Origin of the sequence: Dyella dinghuensis (assembly GCF_003977615.1) — a bacterium.
Taxonomy (GTDB): Bacteria; Pseudomonadota; Gammaproteobacteria; order Xanthomonadales; family Rhodanobacteraceae; genus Dyella_B; species Dyella_B dinghuensis.
Map to the genome: position 1 here is coordinate 1 of NZ_RYZR01000006.1, position 19,153 is coordinate 19,153.

The window sequence follows — 19,153 nt, forward strand, 5'->3', positions numbered from 1 at the left end:
GGGGGCCCAGAGGGCTTAGAGCATGCGGCCACCCGTATTGCGGAGCGACTCGCTTTAAGCCCTCGCCGCTTAATAGTCGCGGTTTAGCAGCTTCGCAGAAGTGGGCACGCAAAATATTTGGCTGGAGATAAGCTGCAATGCTTATTTACCTCAACAACAAAAGCTCTAAAGACCATTTCTTTGGGTTACTTTTCTTTGGGCCAACAAAGAAAAGTGACTCGGCTGCCGGCAGGCAGTCGAAACGCCCGCCGCGCAGGCGGCAGCCTGGCGATAAGGCATCAACGGGACGATACAGTCACTGGATTCCGGCCTTCGCCGGAATGACGGTGGGGTGGGGAATGACGGTGAGGAATGGGATGGACGGTGAGGCGGGATGACGGAATTGGGGCGGGATAGCACATCCGGCAGGCCACACAAAAAAGTTGAAGAAGAACCCTAAAGTTCACAAGCCCCCCGCCGATACCCATCCTCAAGTCCTGCGCAAACCCGCGATGCAGCGCGCCGCCGGACCGAGGAGCCCAGCGTGATCATCCAGCCAACTAGCGTCGCCGCACTGACCTGGCTCGGTGCTGCCGCCGGTGCCAGCTCAGAAGGCTGGCGCATCGGGAGCGTCTTGTCCGCGCGTCCCCTGGGTTTCAGCCAGGAAGGCTTGATGGTGATGCAAATCGGCAGCCTTACCGTCGCGGCCGAAGCACCCGGCTCCAAACAACTGCCGCAACAATTTCAGGTCCGCGTGCTGAGCCTCGGCGCGCAGCCGCAGCTGGAAGTGATCGGCGTGGATACTCACCCGGACAATGGCGTCAACCAGGCATTGCGCGAGCTGCTGCCGCAACAGAATGGCTACGCACCGTTGCTTACGACGGTGAACGCGCTGTCGCAGTGGAGCGTCGTGCGCCAGCTTCCGACCGACTTGCGCTCGGCACTCGCCCTGCTCGAACACAGCATGAGCACGCCGGAGGAAGTCTCCACCCCGGAAGGCTTGCGTATGGCGGTGAATCGCAGTGGCTTGTTCCTGGAAGCGCAACTGGCGCAGGCTCCCGCCACCGATGTAACGACCGCGCACGACGATATGAAGGGCGCGCTGTTGCGTCTGGTCGCGATTCTCAAAGGCCAACCGTTGGCGAGCGAAGGTAGCGATGTCGAAGTCGATCCGCCGTTGCTCTATCGCGGCGTGACACCGCAAGGACGTTTTTTCCTGCCGCCGGAGCTGGCTCAAACCAGCGAAGCGACCGATTTTCTGCCGCGTCTCTACACCGATGCGCAAGCCGCACTGGCACGTCTGGAAGTCGCGCAATTGCAGGCCACACCGGCACACTGGACGGTGGAAATCCCGGTGCAGGACACCGACGGCGCAGACGTGCTGCAACTGCTACTCAAACAGCAGCATTCCGAACAGGGCGAAAGCTGGACGTTCGGCTTCTCGCTGGATCTGCCTTCACTTGGCCCGATCGTCGGCGAATTGCAGTTGCGCGGTTTGCGACTCAATGTTCGGCTGTGGGCGCAGCATCGCGACACCGCAGACCGGCTGGAAAACGAATTCGAAAACTTCCGCACGCGGCTGAGCGCGACAGGATTGTTCCTCGACCAGTTGACCTGCCAGGTCGGACTTCCCCAAGCGGGCAACAGCGTCAGCGCCGTTTTCCTGAAGGCGACCGTATGAGCCAGCCACTTCTGCCATCACCGCAGCGCAAAGTCGTGCTCCGTCTGTCGGGCGGCGGCGACACCTCGTCCGCACAGCTCAATACCGTCAACATCGACAACCTTCTCAAGCACGCCCACGCGCTGGGCTTGCCGCTGCACAGCGATCCACAGATCGCCGCCGTGCTTGCATCGTTGCGCATGAATGCCAATGTCCCGCCGCTGCTTTATGCCGCGGCGGCCGCCATGCTTGCAGGTATCTACGACGCCTCGAAAAAGGCGTGACGTGCGGTCACGCGCGCTTGGCGTGCAGCCGCAACATCAACTCGGCCTCGTTGCGCGATAAACCACAGCGCAGCATCAATTGATCCAGATCGCTGCCATCGCGCGCCATGAGCTGCGCGAGTTCGTAATTGCTCGTCGCCGCTTGCTGATTCGCGGACGCCGTCATCTGGATCGCGCGTATCTCGACCGAACGCTTCGGCGCATCGGCTTTCTGCGTGCCTTGCTCCAGCTGGTTCAGCCGGTGATCGATCTTGTTCAGTGCATTGACGATCATCAACGCAGGAATGCCGCCGGCCTCGCTTTCTTTCAGCACCAGCACGCGCTTCAAACGACGCTGCTGAACCCACAGCAGCGAAAGTGTGGTGATCTGAAGAACGATGAGCGCAATGACGATCGCTTCAAGCGACATTCGGCAACTCCTGTTTGAGGCGGCAAAGGCGTAGTACATCAAGTAATGCTACAAAACCACCTTGCCAGCCCATGACGGCCTGAACCGGATCATCGGCACGACCGGAACGTGCAGGCGGCAATTCGATCGCCTTGACATCGGGCTGCAATAAATCGCCCACGGCATCCACGCGCAAACCGATGCGATGCGCATCGTGCGCAAACACCACGATGCGTGTCGATGCCGCATCCACTGGCGCATGCGTGTTGAGACCAAGACGGCGGCGGCCATCCATCACCGGCACGATGTTGCCGCGCAAATGACAAATACCCAGAAGATCGTCCGCAGCGCCGGGCACCGGCGTCGGTTCGCTGTCGCGAATCACTTCGCTCACCTGGCTGAGCAGCACGGCGTAATGCTGGCCGTCCAGCTGAAACGACAGCCAAGGCTCACGCGAAATCGCGTCGATGTTGGGAACCAGACTCATGCGTTGCGGTTATCCCTTGCTGTCGGGTGCGGCGATGTGCGGTGTCGAATCGATGACCGGTGGCGTCACAATCGTCGCCACTGGCACTATGATTTTCGGAGCAGGAATCGTGCCAGCGGGGGTCGCCGGAGCCGCTGACATGGCAGCTGCCGTCACATTCGACGGTGTTGCAGCCGCTGATGAGGTGGCCGGGGTGGACGTGGCAGCCGTTTCGTCGTCGCTGCTATCGGTTTCGGTATCGGCGGTCGGGTTGATCGCATCGCTGTTGGTATAGAAGCGGCGCGGGCCGGCCTTGTCGCTCAACACAACCACCAGTACGCGGCGATTCTTGTTGCGGCCATCCTCGCTTTCGTTATCCGCAGCGGGACGGTACTGACCCCAACCTACGATACCCAGGCGTTCCGGTGCGACACCATGCTGGGAGAACAATCTGGCCACGCTCGCGGCGCGTGCGGCGGAGAGTTCCCAGTTGGACGGGTAGGTATTCGTATCGATCGGCACGTCGTCGGTGTAACCCTCGACGCGCAGCGGGTTGGCGAAGGGCGCGAGAATGTCGCCGAGATTGGTGAGCACGTTATTTGCCGAGGGCGACAGCGTAGCCACGCCGCTTGGGAACAGAATGTCCGTGCGGATTTCGATCTCGAGCCAATTCGGCGTACGCCGCACGACGACCAGATTCTTGTCGATCAAGGGCTGCAGCGCATGCTCGACTTCATTGCGAATGCGCTCAAGATTCTGCTGTTCCTCGCTGAGCTTTTCGTCGGCTTTGCTCGGCGTCAACGGCGTGAGCGGTGCCGGCGTGATGTGCTGGGTGAGTTCGGGCAACAGGATCTGTGGCAACGGCGAACGCGGAATCGGTACGGGTTTGTTGGTCGGCACCGGCGTGCTCGATTGCGGCGAGTTCGGAGTGATCGGCGTGATGACTGAACGCGAACCATTGAACGCCGAAGAAATCGCCTGCGCTAGCGCGCGATACTTTGTCGTGTTGACGCTGGACATGGCATACAACACGACAAACAACGCGAGCAGCAGCGTCAGCAAGTCCGCATAGGGAATCACCCACGCTTCGTGATTAACGTGGTCCTCGTGCTTGTGCCGCCGTCTCATACAAGATAACCCTGCAGCTTGTTTTCGATCTGCCGTGGGTTATCGCCCTGCGCAATAGAGATCAAACCTTCGATGAGAATTTCGCGCACTTGCGTTTGCTTGTTGATCAGCCCTTTCAAGCGTGCACCGATCGGCAGCAATAGCAGGTTGGCGAGACTGATGCCGTAGATGGTCGCGACGAATGCAGCGGCAATACCATGACCGAGCTTGGCCGGATCGGTGAGATCGCGCATCACGGCCATCAGACCAAGCACCGCTCCGATAATGCCCATCGTCGGCGAATAGATGCCGCCTTGCTCATAGACTTTGGCCGCGTACAGATCGAGCTGCTCGCGCGTTTCCACTTCCAGTTCGAGCACGCCGCGAATCGCTTCCGGCTCGCTACCGTCGACCAGCAGCTGCAAACCCTTTTTGACGAAGGGATCGTTTTCCGCATCGATGTGCGGTTCGAGACCGAGCAGACCCTGGCGGCGCGAGATTTCGCTCCAGCCAATCACGCGGCTGATGAGATCGGACGGATGAATGACCGGCGGTTGATACACCATCTTCAGCATGCCCAGCGCACGCTTGAGCACCTTGCCTTGCGTATGCAAAAGCAGCGCGGCAATGGTGCCGATGAACACGATCACGAATGCGGCCGGATTCCACAGTGCCGATACGTCCGTACCTTTGAGGATGGCGCCGACGATCAACACCGCAAAGGCGAGGATCGTGCCGATGATGCTTACGATATCCATATCAGGCAGACACCCTTAACGACGGAAGCAGCGGTCCACCCTCCTGCGACAGCGCAGCAAGATCGAGCACCAACGCGAGACGGCCATCACCGGTGACCGTGGCACCAGCAACGCCCGGAATGCCTTCGAACAACGGGCCCAGCGGTTTCACCATCACGTCTTCACGGCCCAGCACTTCATCCACGAGGCAACCTAGATGCATGTGCCCGACGTGCAACACGACAATATGCGTGCCGCTCGATTCTTTCACGCCCGCCCATGTACCGAGATCGCCCAGCACCAGCGCGCGGCCGCGATGTGCGGCAACACGTCGGCCGTCGAGCATGTGGTCATGCTGCGGATTGAGCTCAAACACTTCGCTGACATTGCCTAACGGCAACGCAAACAGGCGATCGCCCGAGCGCACCATCAGTACACGCAGAATCGCCAGCGTCAGCGGTACGGTGAGTTCCAGCGTGCTGCCGTGTCCCAGGCGCGAATGCACCTGCAGCGTGCCGCCGAGTTCAGCGACGCGCGTCTTTACCACGTCCATGCCGACGCCACGGCCGGAGATATCGGAAATCTGCGCAGCGGTGCTGAAGCCGGGACGGAAAATCAATTCGTAGCATTCGACTTCGGACAGACGTGCTGCCTGTGTCGCATCGATGACGCCTTTTTCGACGGCCTTGCGGCGGAGCACTTCCGGATCCATGCCGCGACCATCGTCGCTCACGGAGATCACGATGCGCTCGCCACGCTGGCTTGCGGAAAGCCTGACCTTGCCTTTGTGCGGTTTGCCAGCGCGATCGCGACCGGCCGGATCTTCCAGACCGTGATCGACGGCGTTGCGCAAAAGATGAATCAGCGGATCGGCAAGCGCCTCGACGAGACTGCGATCGAGATTGGTATCTTCGCCTTCCTGGATTAGCTCGATCTCTTTGCCGAGCTGACGCGCAAGATCGCGCACGATACGCGGAAAGCGCTGGAACAAGCGGCCCACCGGCTGCATGCGCATGCCGAGCACCGCGTTCTGCAAATCGTCGGAAACACGATCCAGATCGCCGGCCATGTTCGACAAGGCTTCGTGCTCGCTGCGCGCCGCCAGACTCAGCAGGCGATTGCGCAGCAACACCAGTTCGCCGGCGCGGCTGACCAGCGTATCCAGTCGTGCCGTATCCACGCGCACCGTATTTTCCGCTTGCGGTTTGGCCGGTACTGCAGCGCGCGCGGGTTCGGCAGGTGCCGGCGCGGGTGCAGCGGCTACGGCTGTTGCCATCCCCGCAGGCGCCGCACCTTTGCCATGCAGGTTGTCCAGCAAGGCTTCGAATTCATCCTCGCTGATTTCCTGGTTGTTCTTCGATGCCGGCGCGGGAGCACCCGGTGCGCCGCCGCCGTAAAGATTGTCGAGCAGCGCTTCGAATTCGCTGTCGTCGATGTGTGTGGGTTCTTCGGCCTTCGACTGCGCGCGCTGCTGCTGTTCGAGAATCGCCTCGAACTCGGCCTCGATCGGATCGATCGCTTTCACCGGCTGCGTAGCCTTAGCATGCGCCGGCGGGTGCAAACGATGGAGCAACGCTTGCGGCGGCTGTGCGATCGGCGAGCTGCTGGCCAGCTGCTCCATCATCATATTCAACAGATCGAGCGTTTCCAGCAACGCGTCCATATGCGTTGCATCCAGCACGACGCGCGCATGGCGTGCATCGTTGAGCAACTCTTCCGCGCAATGGCACAACTGCACCATCGGGTCGACGGCCAGGAATCCCGCGCCGCCTTTGACGGTGTGGAAGACGCGAAACACGGCATTGAGCAGTTCGCTGTCGTGCGGCGAACTTTCCAGCTCGATCAGCTGTTCATTGAGCTTTTGCAGCAGATCGCCCGCCTCGACGAGGAAGGCATCGCGTAGCTCGATGTCCAGGTTCGCATCCATCCATACCTTCCAGTCAGAATCCGAATTCGCTCAGCAGACGATCGACTTCGTCCTGGCTGTTGACCTTGGCCACTTCCACCGGGGCTTCGCGGCCGGCCAGTGCACCGGTAATGCGCACCAGTTCCAGCAGCGACGATTCGACGCTCTCGATGAAGTTGACGACTTTCTTGACGCGCTGACCGGCAAGGTCCTGCCACGACTGCACCAGCACCATGTCGTTGAGACCATCGGTACAGGTATTGGCGAACACTTGCGCCTGACGTGCAAGCACGGCAGCCGGATCGGCGTCGCCCTTGCTGAAATCGAGCACTGCGACGGCGTTGGCGGAAAGCGCTTCGGCTTCCGGACGCATGCGATCGACGAAATCGAGACTGCGATGCGCGGCTTTCGCGCTCATATCCAGCACTTCGGCGAGATAGTTGCGCGCATTGGTCATGCTGTCGGGCAGACCTTCGTTGGCGAGGTCGCTGCCAAGACGGCACACAGCGCCGTGCAGGTCACGCGCCAGCACACCGAGTGCGCGGAACATATGCTGTTCGCGCTGGCGCACCATCACATCCAGCGCCTGCTCGAACGCAGCGCCATCGGTGCTGTTGAGCAACGCCACGACTTCGGGCGGCAGATTTTCGCTAACCACAGCGGTTGTCGTTGCGTTCATGCGGAAGCTCCACTGGCGGCCAGGCGCTCAAAGATCTTGTCCAGCTTTTCTTTCAGCGTGACCGCGGTGAAAGGCTTGACGATGTAACCATTTACGCCCGCTTGTGCGGCGGCAATGATCTGTTCGCGATTGTTTTCGGCGGTGACCATCAGCACCGGCAAGCCTTTCAGCTTGGGCTCGGCGCGAATCGCCTGAAGCAATTCGATGCCGGTCATGTTCGGCATGTTCCAGTCGGTCACGACCATGTCGAAGGGACTGGCCTTCAGCATGGTCATTGCGTTATGACCGTCGTCGGCTTCCTGAATCATCGGGTTGCTGAAACCGAGCTCGACGAGCAGGTTGCGAACGATTCGCCGCATGGTGGAGAAATCGTCTACCACCAAAATTTTCATGTTCTTGTCCAAACGCTTGTCTCCGGAAAGCTGAACAATGGGGAGGAGTGAGACGGTGTTCGTTTTTTCCTTCTCCTTCCGGGAGAAGGTGCCCGCAGGGCGGATGAGGGTGCGATGGAACATCGCGTTGATGCATGGCCGTACCCTCACCCGCCTGCCGGCACCCTCTCCCGTCGGGAGAGGGGTCAGCGATCAATGTGTCGTTTCATCGTTCTCTCGCTCGCCCCCATGCATACATCAGCTGTCGCGCCAATCGCCCATGCGCGCGCGCAGCCTTACCAAAGCTTGACCATGGATCTGGCACACGCGCGATTCGGTCACGCCAAGCACCAGGCCAATTTCCTTCAAGTTCAATTCCTGCTCGTAGTACAGCGACATCACCAACTGTTCGCGCTTGGGCAGCATGCTGATCGATTCAGCCAGTGCTTCACGCAAACCATCGCGCTCAATGTTGTCCGACGGGCCGAGCGATTCGTGATCGACCACGTCCAGTGCGCTGCCTTCGCCGCCGTCGCCGTCATCGGGCGCAGTCAAGCTGAGCAGCCGTGCGCTGGTCGCGTCGGCGAGCACCTGGTGATATTCCTCGGCGCTGATGCCGAGTCGTTTCATCACTTCGGCACTTTCCGCGTCCGCACCGGTTTCGTTTTCGATCTGCCGTACCACTTCGGCCACTTCGCGAACCTTGCGATGCACCGAACGGGGCGTCCAATCGGTGCGGCGCAATTCGTCGAGCATGGCGCCACGAATGCGGATACCCGCATACGTTTCGAAACTTGCAGCGCGATCCGTCGTAAAGTTTCGCGCTGCTTCCAACAAACCGATCATGCCTGCCTGGACCAGATCTCCTACGTCTACGCTCGGCGGCAGCCGTCCCATCAAGTGGTAGGCAATACGCCGTACGAGCGGCGCGTGCCTGCGCACCAGTTGGTCCGCATCTTCGCGTTGCAGCTGCAGATATTCCGAAGCCACGTTCATGTCACCACCCCGCAGCCGGTACGCTTTGGCCACTGAAAAAAGCAATGCGGCCGAGGTCCGGGTACGCGGGTTCTCCCCATGTATCGACCGCACCTGCCAATTGCTTGAATCCCAACGCCGCGCGGCTGGATGGCCACAAATCGACCACCGCACCCTGGCGGCGGATCGCCTGACGCAACCATTCGTCGTGCGGCACCATGCCCATGTAGTCGAGCGCGACATCGAGGAAGCGGCCGCATACGCGAGCGAGTTTTTCGTACAGTTTTTTCGCATCGCTGGCCTGACGAACCATATTGGCCACGACGCGGAAACGACGGACACCGAAGTCGTGCGCAAGGATCTTGATCAGCGCGTAGGCATCGGTGAGCGAGGCCAGTTCGTCGCAGACCACGATGACCACGTCATCGGCGGCGGCGGCGAACATCGCCACGTTGTCGGCCACGCCCGCGGACGTGTCGACGATCAGAAGTTCCGGCGGCTGGATCAGTTCGTCGAAGGCGCGGATCACGGCAGCGTGCTCGCCGTTACCCATCTTTGCCAGCCGGCGCACGCCCGAACCGCCCGGCACGACTTTCAAACCGTTCTGTGCCGTGAGAATCAGGTCCTGCAGCGTGCAGTGGCCTTCCAGCAAATGACCGATGTGCCGCGTCGGCGAAAGGCCAAGGTGCACGTCGATGTTGGCGACGCCCATGTCGGCATCGAGCAGCATCACATCTTTTCCGGCCATCGCCATGCTCATCGCAAGGTTCACGGCCACGGTTGTTTTGCCTACGCCGCCCTTGCCGCCCGCCACCGCAATCGTGCGTGTGGTGCGGCGCTTTTGCGACACTCGACGCAGGCTCGCGGCCTGGTGATAGATGTCGCGCTCTTCCCGTGGCGACGGCGCCGGAGAAGTAAAAAGATTCTGCAAGCCAGCTGCTTGGTTCACTTGCATCGCCTCGCTCATAGTCCTGCCACTACCATGCCGAATTTATCGGCCATATCTAAATCGTCACTGCCCGGCCCCAGCCGGCGCTGCGTCTGCGCGGCACGGCACACGAGGGTGCGCGCATCGGCGGCACTGATGTCTTCGGGAACGCGCTGACCGTCGGTCGTGCAATCCAGCGGAATGCGGTGGCGGATCAGCACGGAAAGCACACCGCCCAGGCTCGGCGCTTCGTCGAGTTTGGTGACGATGCACGCACTCAACTGCAGCGGCAGATACGCGCGCACCGATTCATCGAGCGCGGAGGCTTGTGCGTTCGCCGCAAGCACCAGACAGGCGCGAAGCTTGGCAGTGCCGTGTGCACCGGCCTCGCGCAGTACATCCATCTGCTGTTGCAAACGCGGGTCATTGCCGGACACGCCAGCCGTATCGACCAGCACGGTGTGATGATCGCGCAGTAGATTGAGTGTCTGCGCAAGACCGGCTGCGTCGTACGCGGGATACACGCGTACACCGAGCAGACGGCCGTAATGTTCAAGCTGTGCGGCGGCACCGATGCGGTAATGATCGGTGCTGACCAGCGCGACCTTGCTCGGGCCATGATTCATCACGGCGCAGGCAGCAAGCTTCGCAATCGTTGTGGTTTTGCCGACACCCGTGGGGCCTACCAGCGCGGTGACGCCTGCACCTTCGGCAAGACGGCGGCCGCTGACTTTCAAGCTGCGGCTCAGCAAACCCAGCGGCAGATAGCGCGCCTGGTCGAGATTGATTTCTTCCGGCAATTCGTCGATGAGCTGACGGGCGACATCGGTGTCGATACCAAGTCGGCTCATGTCGCGCAGGACGCGGGCGCGCATCGGACTGCGGCGCTCCATGTCGTTCCACGCAAGACTGGAAAGTTGTTGTTCGAGCAGCTGACGCAGGCCACCGAGTTCGTTACGCATGCGCGCGGTTTCCAGCACGCTTTGTTCGACGATCGGCTGCAGCACCGACACATCGCTCGGCGGAACCGGCGGCGGGGGCGGCGGCGGTGTGGCAGCGCGCACTTCCGCAACGGCCGAACGTGCTTCGACAGCAACGGCGCGCGATTCGCGGATGGGTTCGCGCGCGATGTCTTTCAGACGTTCTTTCGCGCTTTCCCTGATGTGCTCTTTTTTCGGCGCTTCTTTCTTCGGCGTTTCGGCAACTGCAGCCGTTGCTTCCGGCGCAGCAGTCGGAGCACCGTGACGCGCAGCTTCGCGCATCAGCGATTCGTCGTAATCCACTGCGGCAATGATCTCGATGCCGTCTTCGAGACGGCGCGTGGAAAGGATCACCGCATCGGCGCCCTGCTCCGCGCGAACGTCACGCATGGCCTGGCGCATATCGGAAGCCAGGAACCGTTTGATCTTCATGCTTCACTCCAGGAACGACTTGCTGCGTTCGCCTCCTCTCCCCTTCGGGGAGAGGATTGAGGTGAGGGGCCACTCTTGTGGCAAGAGTTATTCGGAGTACGCGTCGAATGACGTTCAGCGCAAGAGTGGCCCCTCACCCCAGCCCTCTCCCCCATCCTTGATCGAAGATGGGGGAGAGGGAGCAACGCTTGCTTGATCGTCTTCATCGCTTTCCTCATCGCCTCACTGTTCAAAACCGTTAGCGCCCTATCGCCTGCACCAACCGCACTCGACGGTTGTCGGGTACTTCGTTGTAAGCCAACACATGCAGGTTCTGGGCCACGTGGCGAGTGAAGCGGGAAAGCCACGGACGCAGTTGTGGTTGCACCAACATCACGGCCGGTTCGCCACTCGTCTCCTGCCTGCGCGCCGCTTCCGCGACGCTCTGTTGGAGGCGATCGGCAAGCCCCGGCTCCACGGCGGCGCCTGCTGCACCACTGCTTGAGAGGGATCCGAGCAAGATCTGTTCCAGCTCCGGCGCCAGCGTCAGAACGGGGATTTCCGTGCCCAAACCCGCAATTTCCTGGACGATCTGGCGGCCCAGGGCGACACGGACATGGGCGGTGAGCGCGCCGGGATCCTGACTCTGGCCCGCGTGCTCCGCCAAAGACTCGACGATGGTGCGCATGTTGCGGATCGGCACCCGCTCGGCCAGCAGGTTTTGCAGCACCTTGACCACCACGCCCAGCGACAGGCGCTTGGGAACCAGGTCTTCCACCAGTTTCGGCGCGCTCTGGGCGAGACGGTCCAGCAGCTGCTGCACATCCTGGTGACCGAGCAATTCGTGCGCGTGGTTTTGCAGGATGTGCGAAAGATGTGTGGCGATCACCGTCGCAGGATCGACCACCGTGTAACCCAGCCCCTGCGCGTGATCGCGCTGGTTGTTTTCGATCCACACCGCTTCCAGCCCAAACGCCGGATCGCGCGTGGCGACGCCTTGCACGGTGCCGTGCACGCGGCCCGGATTGATCGCCAGATGGCGCTCGGTATAAACCTCCGCCTCGCCCATCGGCACGCCCATCAGCGAGATGCGATAGGTGTTGGGGCCAAGATCCAGGTTGTCGCGGATATGCACCGGCGCCACCAGGAAACCCAACTCCTGCGACAACTTGCGGCGCACCGATTTGATGCGCGCCATCACTTCGCCGCCCTGATTCTTGTCGACCAGCGGAATCAGGCGATAGCCCACTTCCAGGCCAATCGGATCGACGCTGGCGACATCTTCCCAACCCAGTTCCAGGCGTTCGGTCGGCGCCGCCGCCGGCAACGCTTCGGCCGACGCCTGCGCCACACGTTCTTTTGCTTCCTGGTCGCGACGAACCATCATCCACGCCGAGCCACCGCACGTAGCGGCGAGCAACAGGAAGGCGATGTTCGGCATGCCCGGAATCAGGCCCATCACCGCGAGCACGACACCGGCGACGGCCAGCGCGCGCGGCTGCGCGAACACCTGCCCGACCATCTGCTTGCCCATGTCCTGCGACTTGGACACGCGCGTAACGATCACCGCGGTGGCGATCGACAGCATCAGCGACGGCACCTGTGCAACCAGACCGTCGCCGATGGTGAGCAGCGTGTAGGTGCGCGCCGCTTCCCCGGCGCTCAAACCGTGTTGCAACACGCCGACGAAAAAGCCGCCGACGATGTTGATCACCAGAATCAAGATACCGGCGGTAGCGTCGCCGCGAACGAATTTCGACGCACCGTCCATCGAGCCGTAGAAATCCGCTTCTTCGCGCACTTCCTGGCGGCGTTCGCGCGCTTGCTCCTGCGTGAGCAGACCCGCGTTGAGATCGGCATCGATCGCCATCTGCTTGCCGGGCATCGAGTCCAACGTAAAACGAGCGGTCACTTCCGACACGCGCGTGGCGCCCTTGGTGATCACCACGAAGTTGATGATCATCAAGATCGCGAACACCACCAGACCGACGGCGAAGTTGCCGCCGATGACGAACTCGCCGAACGCTTCGATCACCTTGCCCGCTGCGCCAGGGCCGTCGTGACCGTGCAGCAGCACCACGCGCGTGGAAGCGATATTGAGCGCCAGTCGCAACAGCGTGGCCATCAACACCACCGTCGGGAACGCGGCGAATTCCAGTGGACGCATCACGTAGACCACCGCGAGCAGAATCACCAGCGACAGCGCGATGTTGAAGCTGAAGAGGATATCCAGCACGAACGGCGGCATCGGCAACATCAGCATCGCCAGCCCCACCAGCATCGCGATAGGCGCGCCCGCACCGCCCCGGCTTACTGATTTGAAGGTATCCAGAGCGCTTGCTGTGGCCATGCGGTTCAATCCTGAGAATTACGGTTCGCGGTAGCGTCCCTGAAGTTCCGGATCGATATCCGGCTTCGGAACCGTCGGAGCCGGGCCGCCATACTGCGTTGCCTGCTTCAACTGATAGACATAGGCAAGGATCTGAGCGACCGCTACATACAGCGCCGCCGGGATTTCCTGCCCTAGCTCAGTCGTTGCATACAAAGCGCGTGCCAACGGCGGCGCTTCGACAAGAGGAACGTTGTGAGCGGCTGCAACTAGCCGAATTTGCTGGGCAATTACGTCGACGCCCTTCGCCACGACACGCGGCGCACGCATGCGCGCGTCGTCATAACGTAACGCGACGGCGAAGTGCGTCGGGTTTACGACGATCACATCGGCCTTGGGCACTTCCTGGATCATGCGGCGGCGGGCGATCTGGATCTGCATCGAACGGATGCGGCCCTTGAGCTGCGGACTGCCTTCCATGTCCTTGTGCTCGTCCTTCACTTCCTGCTTGGTCATGCGATTGCGGCGGCCGTAATCGATACGCTGCCATACGGCATCCGCGCCACCGAGCACCCCCAGCACCACGGCGAACAGCATCGCGGCATGCGCAACCAGCGTAAGCGACTCGCCGATGCCAGCACCGATCGATCCGCTGCCGGTCGCCATCACATCCGGGATGTCATGACGCAGCAGCAGCGCCATCGCACAGCCGATAAACACCACCTTGAGTAGCGATTTCGCCAGTTCGATCAGGCCATTGAGCGCAAAGAGCTTGCCAAAACCGGCGATGGGATCGAGCCGCTCGAACTTCGGTATCAGCGCTTCGGAACTGAAATTGAGGCCGCCAATGGCAACGGTTGCGCCGACTGCTGCCATCAACGTGGCCGCAAAGACGGGCGTGAGAATGGCCAACATTTCGCGCAGCACTTGGTAGAGCACGCGCGCCGGAAGGCGATCGCTGAACAACGCGTCGCGCGAGTAGCTCAATCCGAACGCATAAATGTTGTGCATATGCGTGTACATCTGTGAGCTGTTTGCCAACAGCACCGACGCACCGGCGAGCACCACGAGCGCACCGGAAAGATCGCGCGATCGGGGAACGTCGCCTTTTTCGCGCGCGTCCTGAAGTCGTTTGTCTGATGGTCGTTCGGTTTTATCTTCGTGTTCGGCGCCGTCAGCCATGAGCTATACCCCAGCCGAACGAAGCCCCTCTCCCTTTGGGAGAGGGGTTGGGGTGAGGGTTCGCACGAAGCGCGACAATGATGTCTCGCGCAAGACTGCAATCATGCGCGCTGATCGCACCCTCACCCGCCTGCCGGCACCCTCTCCCGACGGGAGAGGGATTCGCTAAGCAGGGTTGCGGAACAACGCGTTGCATCATCACATCCCCGCCAGATGCCGCATCAACGTCCACCCTACGGTCTGCAGCGACGTATAAGCACTGGCAAGTCCACGCAACGCCAGCCACAGCGCAATAAAACCTGCGCAGAGGCTGATCGGAAACCCGACCGAAAACAGATTCATCGATGGCGATGCGCGACTGGTTGCGGCAAAGCCGATGTTCACCAGCAGCAACGCCGTCATCGCAGGCAACGCCACACGCAATGCGCCGGAGAAAAGATCGCCACCCGCAGCAACCAGCGCAAACAACGACTTCGTATCCAGGCCCGTGGCACCCGGCGGCAAGCTGCGAAAACTATCTGCCAGCAGCGAGATCACCTGCAGGTGACCATCCATCGCCAGGAACAACATCGAAACCAATACCAGATAGAACTGACCGAGCACCGGTGAGCTGGTATTGGTCATCGGGCTGACCAGTTCGGCATAACCCAGGCCCATCGCCTGTCCGATGAGAATGCCGCCGTAAGACATCGCCTGAAAGACGAGCTGCAAGACAAAACCCATGCTTGCGCCGATCAGAATCTGCGACACCATCGTCGCGGCGCCGCCCGCACTGAAAAGATCCATCTGTGTCGGCGCCAGCGGCGACAACACCATGGTGATGACGACGAGGATGGCGACACGCACGCGCGCAGGCACGACGGTCGCGCTGAAGATCGGCGCCACCATGAAAAATCCGCCTACGCGACCGAGCGCCCAGAGCATGCCGGACAGCCAATAAATCAGCGCCGACATTTCGATCGTCACTTGATCGCCCCCGGCAACCCCACAATGATGTCGTGCGTGAACTGCACCAGCGTGCGCAACATCCACGGCCCGACGATCAGACCGACGAGTGCCATCGCAAGCAGCTTCGGGATGAAGCTCAAGGTCATTTCATGAATCTGTGTGGCGGCCTGGATGATGCCCACCAGCAAACCGACCAACAGCGCAGTCAGCAGCAACGGAGCGGCGACCATCATCGCGATGTAGAGCGTGTGCTGGCCGAAGTTGATGACCCATTCCGGTGTCATATGGAAAACTCCCTCGACGTTTCTTTGCTCGTCATTCCGGCGCAGGCCGGAATCCAGTGGCGAAAGCGTGTCGGACGTAGCCACATTGTTGGACACTGAGGACACTGGATTCCGGCCTGCGCCGGAATGACGGTGAGGGAAATGCGGCTCATGTGTAGAAACTCCCCGCGAGCGTACCAATCAGCAACGACCAGCCATCGACCATCACAAACAACATGATCTTGAACGGTAGCGAGATGATCGTCGGCGACACCATCGCCATACCCATCGACATCAACACGCTCGCCACGACGAGATCAATGACAAGGAACGGAACGAACAACAGAAAGCCCATCTGAAACGCCGTCTTCAATTCGCTGGTTACGAAAGCCGGCATCGCGACGCGGAACGGTACATCTTCCTTGCTCGCATACGGTTGATCTTTCGCCAGACGCGTAAAGAGCTGCAGATCGGCATCGCGCGTCTGATCGAGCATGAAACGCTTGAATGGCGCAGCGGCGGCGGGAATCGCCTGGTCCGCGCTCATCGTGTGATCCATATACGGCTTGACGCCATCCTGATACGCGCGATTGAGCACCGGCGACATCACGAACATCGTGAGGAACAGCGCCAGGCCCAGCAACACCTGATTGGGCGGCGTGGATTGGGTGGCAAGCGCCTGACGCAAGAAGCTCAGCACGATGATGATGCGCGTGAACGACGTCATCATCAGCAACACCGCCGGCAACATGGTAAGCACTGTCATCAGTGCGACCACCTGCAGCGAGAGACTCCAGTTCTGGCCCGCGCCCGCGTTTTGCACGGTCAATACGGGAATGCCCGCCGAAGGCGAAGAAATGGGAGCGATCGGCGCAATGGGCGAGGAAGCCGTCGACGTTGTTGTCGAGGTGGTGTCGGCGGCATGTGCGGCAAACGGAAGCAGCGCGATCAGAAACACGAAGAACAAGCGGCGCAGAAACATCTTCATGACTTGCGCCCCAAGCGGCTCAACAATTCCGCAAAAGGCGGCATCGCTACCGGTGTGGGCGCCTGTTCTGCTGCCACCGTTCCCTCATACACATGCAATGCGCGCACACCGCCGGTGCCGACACCGATCAGCAGGCGCTTGCCATCGGCCTCGATCAACAGCACACGTTCGCGCGCGCTGATCGACATCGATTCTACGCAGCGCAGGCGGCGGCCACCGATAAATTGACGCGACTGCAACCGCCGCGTGAGCCAGCCCGCGGCGAAGATCAGGGCGATGATGCCGCCCAGACTCAGCACCACGCGAAGCAATTCGCCGGTCACGTCGATATCGGGCACGCTCGCCATCGGCGCGCGCGCCAGCACAGCTACAGCAATGTTCATCGCAGTTTGCGCACCCGTTCGGCCGGGCTGATCACGTCGGTCAGCCGGATACCGAACTTCTCGTTGATGACAACCACTTCGCCGTGTGCGACGAGCGTACCGTTGACGAAGACATCCAGCGGTTCGCCCGCCGCACGATCCAGTTCCACCACCGAACCCTGATTGAGTTGCAGCAGGTTGCGGATGCTGATGCGCGTGCGGCCGACTTCCATGGCTAGCGTCACCGGCACATCGAGAATCATGTCCAGGCTGACATCGGCCGATTCGCCGCGAGCCTCGTTCAACGTATCGAACTCGAGACGTTGCTCGGCAGTTTTCGCCACGCCGTTCGTAAGTGCGGATTCTGTGCTCATTGGGCTTTTTCTTGAGTGAGTTCGAGAGAAACACGCGGGGCACGGCGGCCCGCTGCGGACTTGTAGCGAATGGCGTAACGACCGTTGGATTGACCGTATTTACCGCGGAACACCGGAATGTCTTCGGCAAACACCGTGGTGACTTCCGGCAGACTGATCGGAATCACGTCGCCGATACGCAAGTAAAGGAATTCGCCGATGCTGATCTGCGTTTCGAGCAACAACGAACTGATCTCCACTTCGGCATCCATCACTTCTTCGTGCAGGCACGCGATCCATCGGTCATCGCGTTCCATGCGATCGCTTTGCACACCGGCATCGAGCATCGTGCGAATCGGCTCGACCATCGAATAAGGCAGCGTGAGATGCACCTCACCGCCGCCGCCGTCCATTTCGATGCGGAAGCGCGAGACCACGACGGTTTCGGTCGGGCTGACGATGTTGGCGAACTGCGGATTGATTTCCGAGTTCAGGAATTCGTATTGGATATCCATGACCGGCGCCCACGCCTCGGACATCGAGGCGAAGACTTCCTTGAGCAGGATCTGGATCACACGATTTTCGGTTGGTGTGAAATCGCGGCCTTCGATGCGTGCGTGATAGCGGCCATCGCCACCGAAGAAGTTGTCGATCACGCTGAAGACCAGGCGCGGCTCCATCACCGCGAGCCCGGTGCCACGCAACGGCTTCATGCGGATGAGATTCAGATTGCTCGGCACGGCCAGGCCGTGCACGTACTCGTTGAACTTCATCATTTTCACGCCGAGCACGGACACTTCGCAGGTCTTGCGCAATACACCGAACAGCGCTGTGCGGAAGAAACGTGCGAAGCGGTCGTTGATCATTTCAAGCGTCGGCAGACGGCCGCGTACGATGCGATCCTGCTGGGTGAAATCGAAGTCGAGCACCGTGCCAGGCGGCGGCGGTACATCGCTTTCGGTTTCGATCTTGCCATCGTCCACGCCGTTGAGCAGCGCGTCGATTTCTTCTTGCGAAAGCAGGTCGCTCATTGCGCCGTCCCCGTTACTGCATCACGAAACTGGTGAAGTACAGCGCCTCGACATCGGCCGGCTTGCCGGTCTTGTCGGCGACGATCTTGCGCACGGCAGCGAGTGCCTGCGCCTGAAGCTTTTCTTTGCCCGCGGTGTCGCTCAGGCCTGCGTAGGTTTGCGCGCTGAACAACATCACCAGTGCATTGCGAATCACCGGATCGCTGTCTTTCAACGCCTGAATGGCATCCGGGTCGCGCGTCATCACCGTCACACCAACCTGCAGATAACGCGTGGAATCCTGATCGGCGAAATTCACCACGAAGGCCGGTTCAAGCGGCAGGAATAGTTCCGCGGCTTTCGGCGCTTCGACCGGTGCGGTGGATGCCTTTGCGCCGTGTGAATGCATCAACGCGAAACCGCCGCCGCCCAGTGCCAGCACGGCAACCAATCCAATCACCATCAACTTCTTGCCGCCCTTCTTCTGCGTAGGCGGGGCGGCAGGTGCAACTTCCTCTGCAATGTCGGCGTTAGCCATGAGTGACCTCAGTTCCTGTGAATGACATGGCGCCACGATTCCAATGAAACGGGCTTTTCTGAAGGACTTTTAGCAAGCGGCGTGCCATCGTCGGGAACCGCATAAGAGCGCGGTTTCGCGGGGCGTGTGAGACGAGGACGGCGTTTTATTGACGCGTGACGGTTGGCAGGCGCGCGTGGGGTGTGGCGATTCCGTCGGGGATGTTTTTTGGTGATGTGCGGTGTTTACGAGCTAGCGCTGCGCGCAAATCCCCTCACCGTCATTCCGGCGCAGGCCGGAATCCAGTGGCGAAAGAGCATGTCGTGTGAG

Annotated in this window: 21 protein-coding genes; 2 read left to right on the forward strand and 19 right to left on the reverse strand. The window is 60.8% G+C overall.

All coding sequences use genetic code 11. The features are described from left to right. Nucleotides 1–523 precede the first annotated feature (523 nt). On the forward strand, nt 524–1,660 hold the full coding sequence (gene fliK / locus EKH79_RS11060) for a flagellar hook-length control protein FliK (RefSeq protein WP_126673891.1): 1,137 nt from the start codon (nt 524–526) through the stop codon (nt 1,658–1,660). Further along, nucleotides 1,657–1,923, forward strand: a complete 267-nt coding sequence (locus EKH79_RS11065; protein ID WP_126673892.1) for a flagellar biosynthesis protein — start codon at nt 1,657–1,659, stop codon at nt 1,921–1,923. The genes fliK and EKH79_RS11065 overlap by 4 nt, the downstream gene beginning before the upstream one ends. A gap of 7 nt (nt 1,924–1,930) precedes the next feature. Here the strand turns inward: EKH79_RS11065 and EKH79_RS11070 are convergent, their stop codons facing one another. The 19 genes from EKH79_RS11070 to EKH79_RS11160 form a co-directional block, all read right to left on the reverse strand. After that, entirely contained in the window at nt 1,931–2,332 is a 402-nt protein-coding gene (locus tag EKH79_RS11070; RefSeq protein ID WP_158621231.1) for a DUF2802 domain-containing protein, read from the reverse strand. Continuing rightward, nucleotides 2,322–2,798 carry a chemotaxis protein CheW gene (locus EKH79_RS11075; RefSeq protein WP_126673894.1) on the reverse strand — a complete coding sequence of 159 codons (477 nt, stop codon included), beginning with the start codon at nt 2,796–2,798 and terminating at the stop codon, nt 2,322–2,324. The genes EKH79_RS11070 and EKH79_RS11075 overlap by 11 nt, the downstream gene beginning before the upstream one ends. A gap of 9 nt (nt 2,799–2,807) precedes the next feature. Continuing rightward, nucleotides 2,808–3,905, reverse strand: coding sequence for a flagellar motor protein MotD (gene motD / locus EKH79_RS11080; RefSeq protein ID WP_126673895.1), 1,098 nt, complete (start codon nt 3,903–3,905; stop codon nt 2,808–2,810). Further along, the gene (locus tag EKH79_RS11085; protein ID WP_126673896.1) at nt 3,902–4,642 is read right to left on the reverse strand and encodes a flagellar motor protein; all 741 of its coding nucleotides are present in this window, start codon (nt 4,640–4,642) and stop codon (nt 3,902–3,904) included. Before EKH79_RS11085 ends, motD begins: the two co-directional genes overlap by 4 nt. 1 nt (nt 4,643) lies before the next feature. Continuing rightward, on the reverse strand, nt 4,644–6,548 hold the full coding sequence (locus EKH79_RS11090) for a chemotaxis protein CheA (protein ID WP_126673897.1): 1,905 nt from the start codon (nt 6,546–6,548) through the stop codon (nt 4,644–4,646). Between the two features lie 13 nt (nt 6,549–6,561). Next, a complete protein-coding gene (locus tag EKH79_RS11095; protein ID WP_126673898.1) occupies nt 6,562–7,206 on the reverse strand; it encodes a protein phosphatase CheZ in 645 nt (214 codons plus the stop codon). Continuing rightward, entirely contained in the window at nt 7,203–7,610 is a 408-nt protein-coding gene (gene cheY, locus EKH79_RS11100) for a chemotaxis response regulator CheY (RefSeq protein WP_126674404.1), read from the reverse strand. Before cheY ends, EKH79_RS11095 begins: the two co-directional genes overlap by 4 nt. A 225-nt stretch (nt 7,611–7,835) precedes the next feature. Beyond that, nucleotides 7,836–8,573: an RNA polymerase sigma factor FliA gene (locus EKH79_RS11105; RefSeq protein WP_126673899.1), complete on the reverse strand. Its 738-nt coding sequence runs from the start codon at nt 8,571–8,573 to the stop codon at nt 7,836–7,838. Nucleotide 8,574: 1 nt separating this feature from the next. After that, nucleotides 8,575–9,507: a MinD/ParA family ATP-binding protein gene (locus EKH79_RS11110; RefSeq protein ID WP_325050603.1), complete on the reverse strand. Its 933-nt coding sequence runs from the start codon at nt 9,505–9,507 to the stop codon at nt 8,575–8,577. Nucleotides 9,508–9,515: 8 nt separating this feature from the next. Beyond that, entirely contained in the window at nt 9,516–10,892 is a 1,377-nt protein-coding gene (flhF, locus tag EKH79_RS11115) for a flagellar biosynthesis GTPase FlhF (RefSeq protein ID WP_126673901.1), read from the reverse strand. 238 nt (nt 10,893–11,130) lie between these two features. Beyond that, complete coding sequence (flhA, locus tag EKH79_RS11120) at nt 11,131–13,221, reverse strand: flagellar biosynthesis protein FlhA (RefSeq protein WP_126673902.1); 2,091 nt, start codon at nt 13,219–13,221, stop codon at nt 11,131–11,133. An 18-nt stretch (nt 13,222–13,239) separates the two neighbouring features. Beyond that, on the reverse strand, nt 13,240–14,382 hold the full coding sequence (gene flhB / locus EKH79_RS11125; RefSeq protein ID WP_126673903.1) for a flagellar biosynthesis protein FlhB: 1,143 nt from the start codon (nt 14,380–14,382) through the stop codon (nt 13,240–13,242). A 198-nt stretch (nt 14,383–14,580) separates the two neighbouring features. Further along, nucleotides 14,581–15,348: a flagellar biosynthetic protein FliR gene (fliR, locus tag EKH79_RS11130; protein ID WP_233590285.1), complete on the reverse strand. Its 768-nt coding sequence runs from the start codon at nt 15,346–15,348 to the stop codon at nt 14,581–14,583. After that, nucleotides 15,345–15,614 (reverse strand): flagellar biosynthesis protein FliQ, encoded by a 270-nt coding sequence (gene fliQ / locus EKH79_RS11135; RefSeq protein WP_126673904.1) that lies wholly within the window; start codon nt 15,612–15,614, stop codon nt 15,345–15,347. The genes fliR and fliQ overlap by 4 nt, the downstream gene beginning before the upstream one ends. A gap of 148 nt (nt 15,615–15,762) precedes the next feature. Then, the gene (gene fliP, locus EKH79_RS11140; protein ID WP_233590286.1) at nt 15,763–16,581 is read right to left on the reverse strand and encodes a flagellar type III secretion system pore protein FliP; all 819 of its coding nucleotides are present in this window, start codon (nt 16,579–16,581) and stop codon (nt 15,763–15,765) included. Beyond that, on the reverse strand, nt 16,578–16,964 hold the full coding sequence (gene fliO / locus EKH79_RS11145) for a flagellar biosynthetic protein FliO (RefSeq protein WP_126673905.1): 387 nt from the start codon (nt 16,962–16,964) through the stop codon (nt 16,578–16,580). Before fliO ends, fliP begins: the two co-directional genes overlap by 4 nt. After that, nucleotides 16,961–17,317, reverse strand: coding sequence for a flagellar motor switch protein FliN (fliN, locus tag EKH79_RS11150; RefSeq protein ID WP_126673906.1), 357 nt, complete (start codon nt 17,315–17,317; stop codon nt 16,961–16,963). Before fliN ends, fliO begins: the two co-directional genes overlap by 4 nt. Continuing rightward, nucleotides 17,314–18,327: a flagellar motor switch protein FliM gene (gene fliM / locus EKH79_RS11155; RefSeq protein WP_126673907.1), complete on the reverse strand. Its 1,014-nt coding sequence runs from the start codon at nt 18,325–18,327 to the stop codon at nt 17,314–17,316. The genes fliN and fliM overlap by 4 nt, the downstream gene beginning before the upstream one ends. Before the next feature lie 13 nt (nt 18,328–18,340). Beyond that, the gene (locus EKH79_RS11160) at nt 18,341–18,844 is read right to left on the reverse strand and encodes a flagellar basal body-associated FliL family protein (protein ID WP_126673908.1); all 504 of its coding nucleotides are present in this window, start codon (nt 18,842–18,844) and stop codon (nt 18,341–18,343) included. Nucleotides 18,845–19,153 lie beyond the last annotated feature (309 nt).

Bases quoted from the DNA above. Each gene is read 5' to 3' on its own strand.
- EKH79_RS11065 (WP_126673892.1), top strand. From the start codon at position 1,657: ATGAGCCAGCCACTTCTGCCATCACCGCAGCGCAAAGTCGTGCTCCGT.
- EKH79_RS11070 (WP_158621231.1), bottom strand. From the start codon at position 2,332: ATGTCGCTTGAAGCGATCGTCATTGCGCTCATCGTTCTTCAGATCACC.
- EKH79_RS11075 (WP_126673894.1), bottom strand. From the start codon at position 2,798: ATGAGTCTGGTTCCCAACATCGACGCGATTTCGCGTGAGCCTTGGCTG.
- motD (WP_126673895.1), bottom strand. From the start codon at position 3,905: ATGAGACGGCGGCACAAGCACGAGGACCACGTTAATCACGAAGCGTGG.
- EKH79_RS11085 (WP_126673896.1), bottom strand. From the start codon at position 4,642: ATGGATATCGTAAGCATCATCGGCACGATCCTCGCCTTTGCGGTGTTG.
- EKH79_RS11090 (WP_126673897.1), bottom strand. From the start codon at position 6,548: ATGGATGCGAACCTGGACATCGAGCTACGCGATGCCTTCCTCGTCGAG.
- EKH79_RS11095 (WP_126673898.1), bottom strand. From the start codon at position 7,206: ATGAACGCAACGACAACCGCTGTGGTTAGCGAAAATCTGCCGCCCGAA.
- EKH79_RS11105 (WP_126673899.1), bottom strand. From the start codon at position 8,573: ATGAACGTGGCTTCGGAATATCTGCAGCTGCAACGCGAAGATGCGGAC.
- EKH79_RS11110 (WP_325050603.1), bottom strand. From the start codon at position 9,507: ATGCAAGTGAACCAAGCAGCTGGCTTGCAGAATCTTTTTACTTCTCCG.
- flhF (WP_126673901.1), bottom strand. From the start codon at position 10,892: ATGAAGATCAAACGGTTCCTGGCTTCCGATATGCGCCAGGCCATGCGT.
- flhA (WP_126673902.1), bottom strand. From the start codon at position 13,221: ATGGCCACAGCAAGCGCTCTGGATACCTTCAAATCAGTAAGCCGGGGC.
- flhB (WP_126673903.1), bottom strand. From the start codon at position 14,382: ATGGCTGACGGCGCCGAACACGAAGATAAAACCGAACGACCATCAGAC.
- fliQ (WP_126673904.1), bottom strand. From the start codon at position 15,614: ATGACACCGGAATGGGTCATCAACTTCGGCCAGCACACGCTCTACATC.
- fliP (WP_233590286.1), bottom strand. From the start codon at position 16,581: ATGAAGATGTTTCTGCGCCGCTTGTTCTTCGTGTTTCTGATCGCGCTG.
- fliO (WP_126673905.1), bottom strand. From the start codon at position 16,964: ATGAACATTGCTGTAGCTGTGCTGGCGCGCGCGCCGATGGCGAGCGTG.
- fliN (WP_126673906.1), bottom strand. From the start codon at position 17,317: ATGAGCACAGAATCCGCACTTACGAACGGCGTGGCGAAAACTGCCGAG.
- fliM (WP_126673907.1), bottom strand. From the start codon at position 18,327: ATGAGCGACCTGCTTTCGCAAGAAGAAATCGACGCGCTGCTCAACGGC.
- EKH79_RS11160 (WP_126673908.1), bottom strand. From the start codon at position 18,844: ATGGCTAACGCCGACATTGCAGAGGAAGTTGCACCTGCCGCCCCGCCT.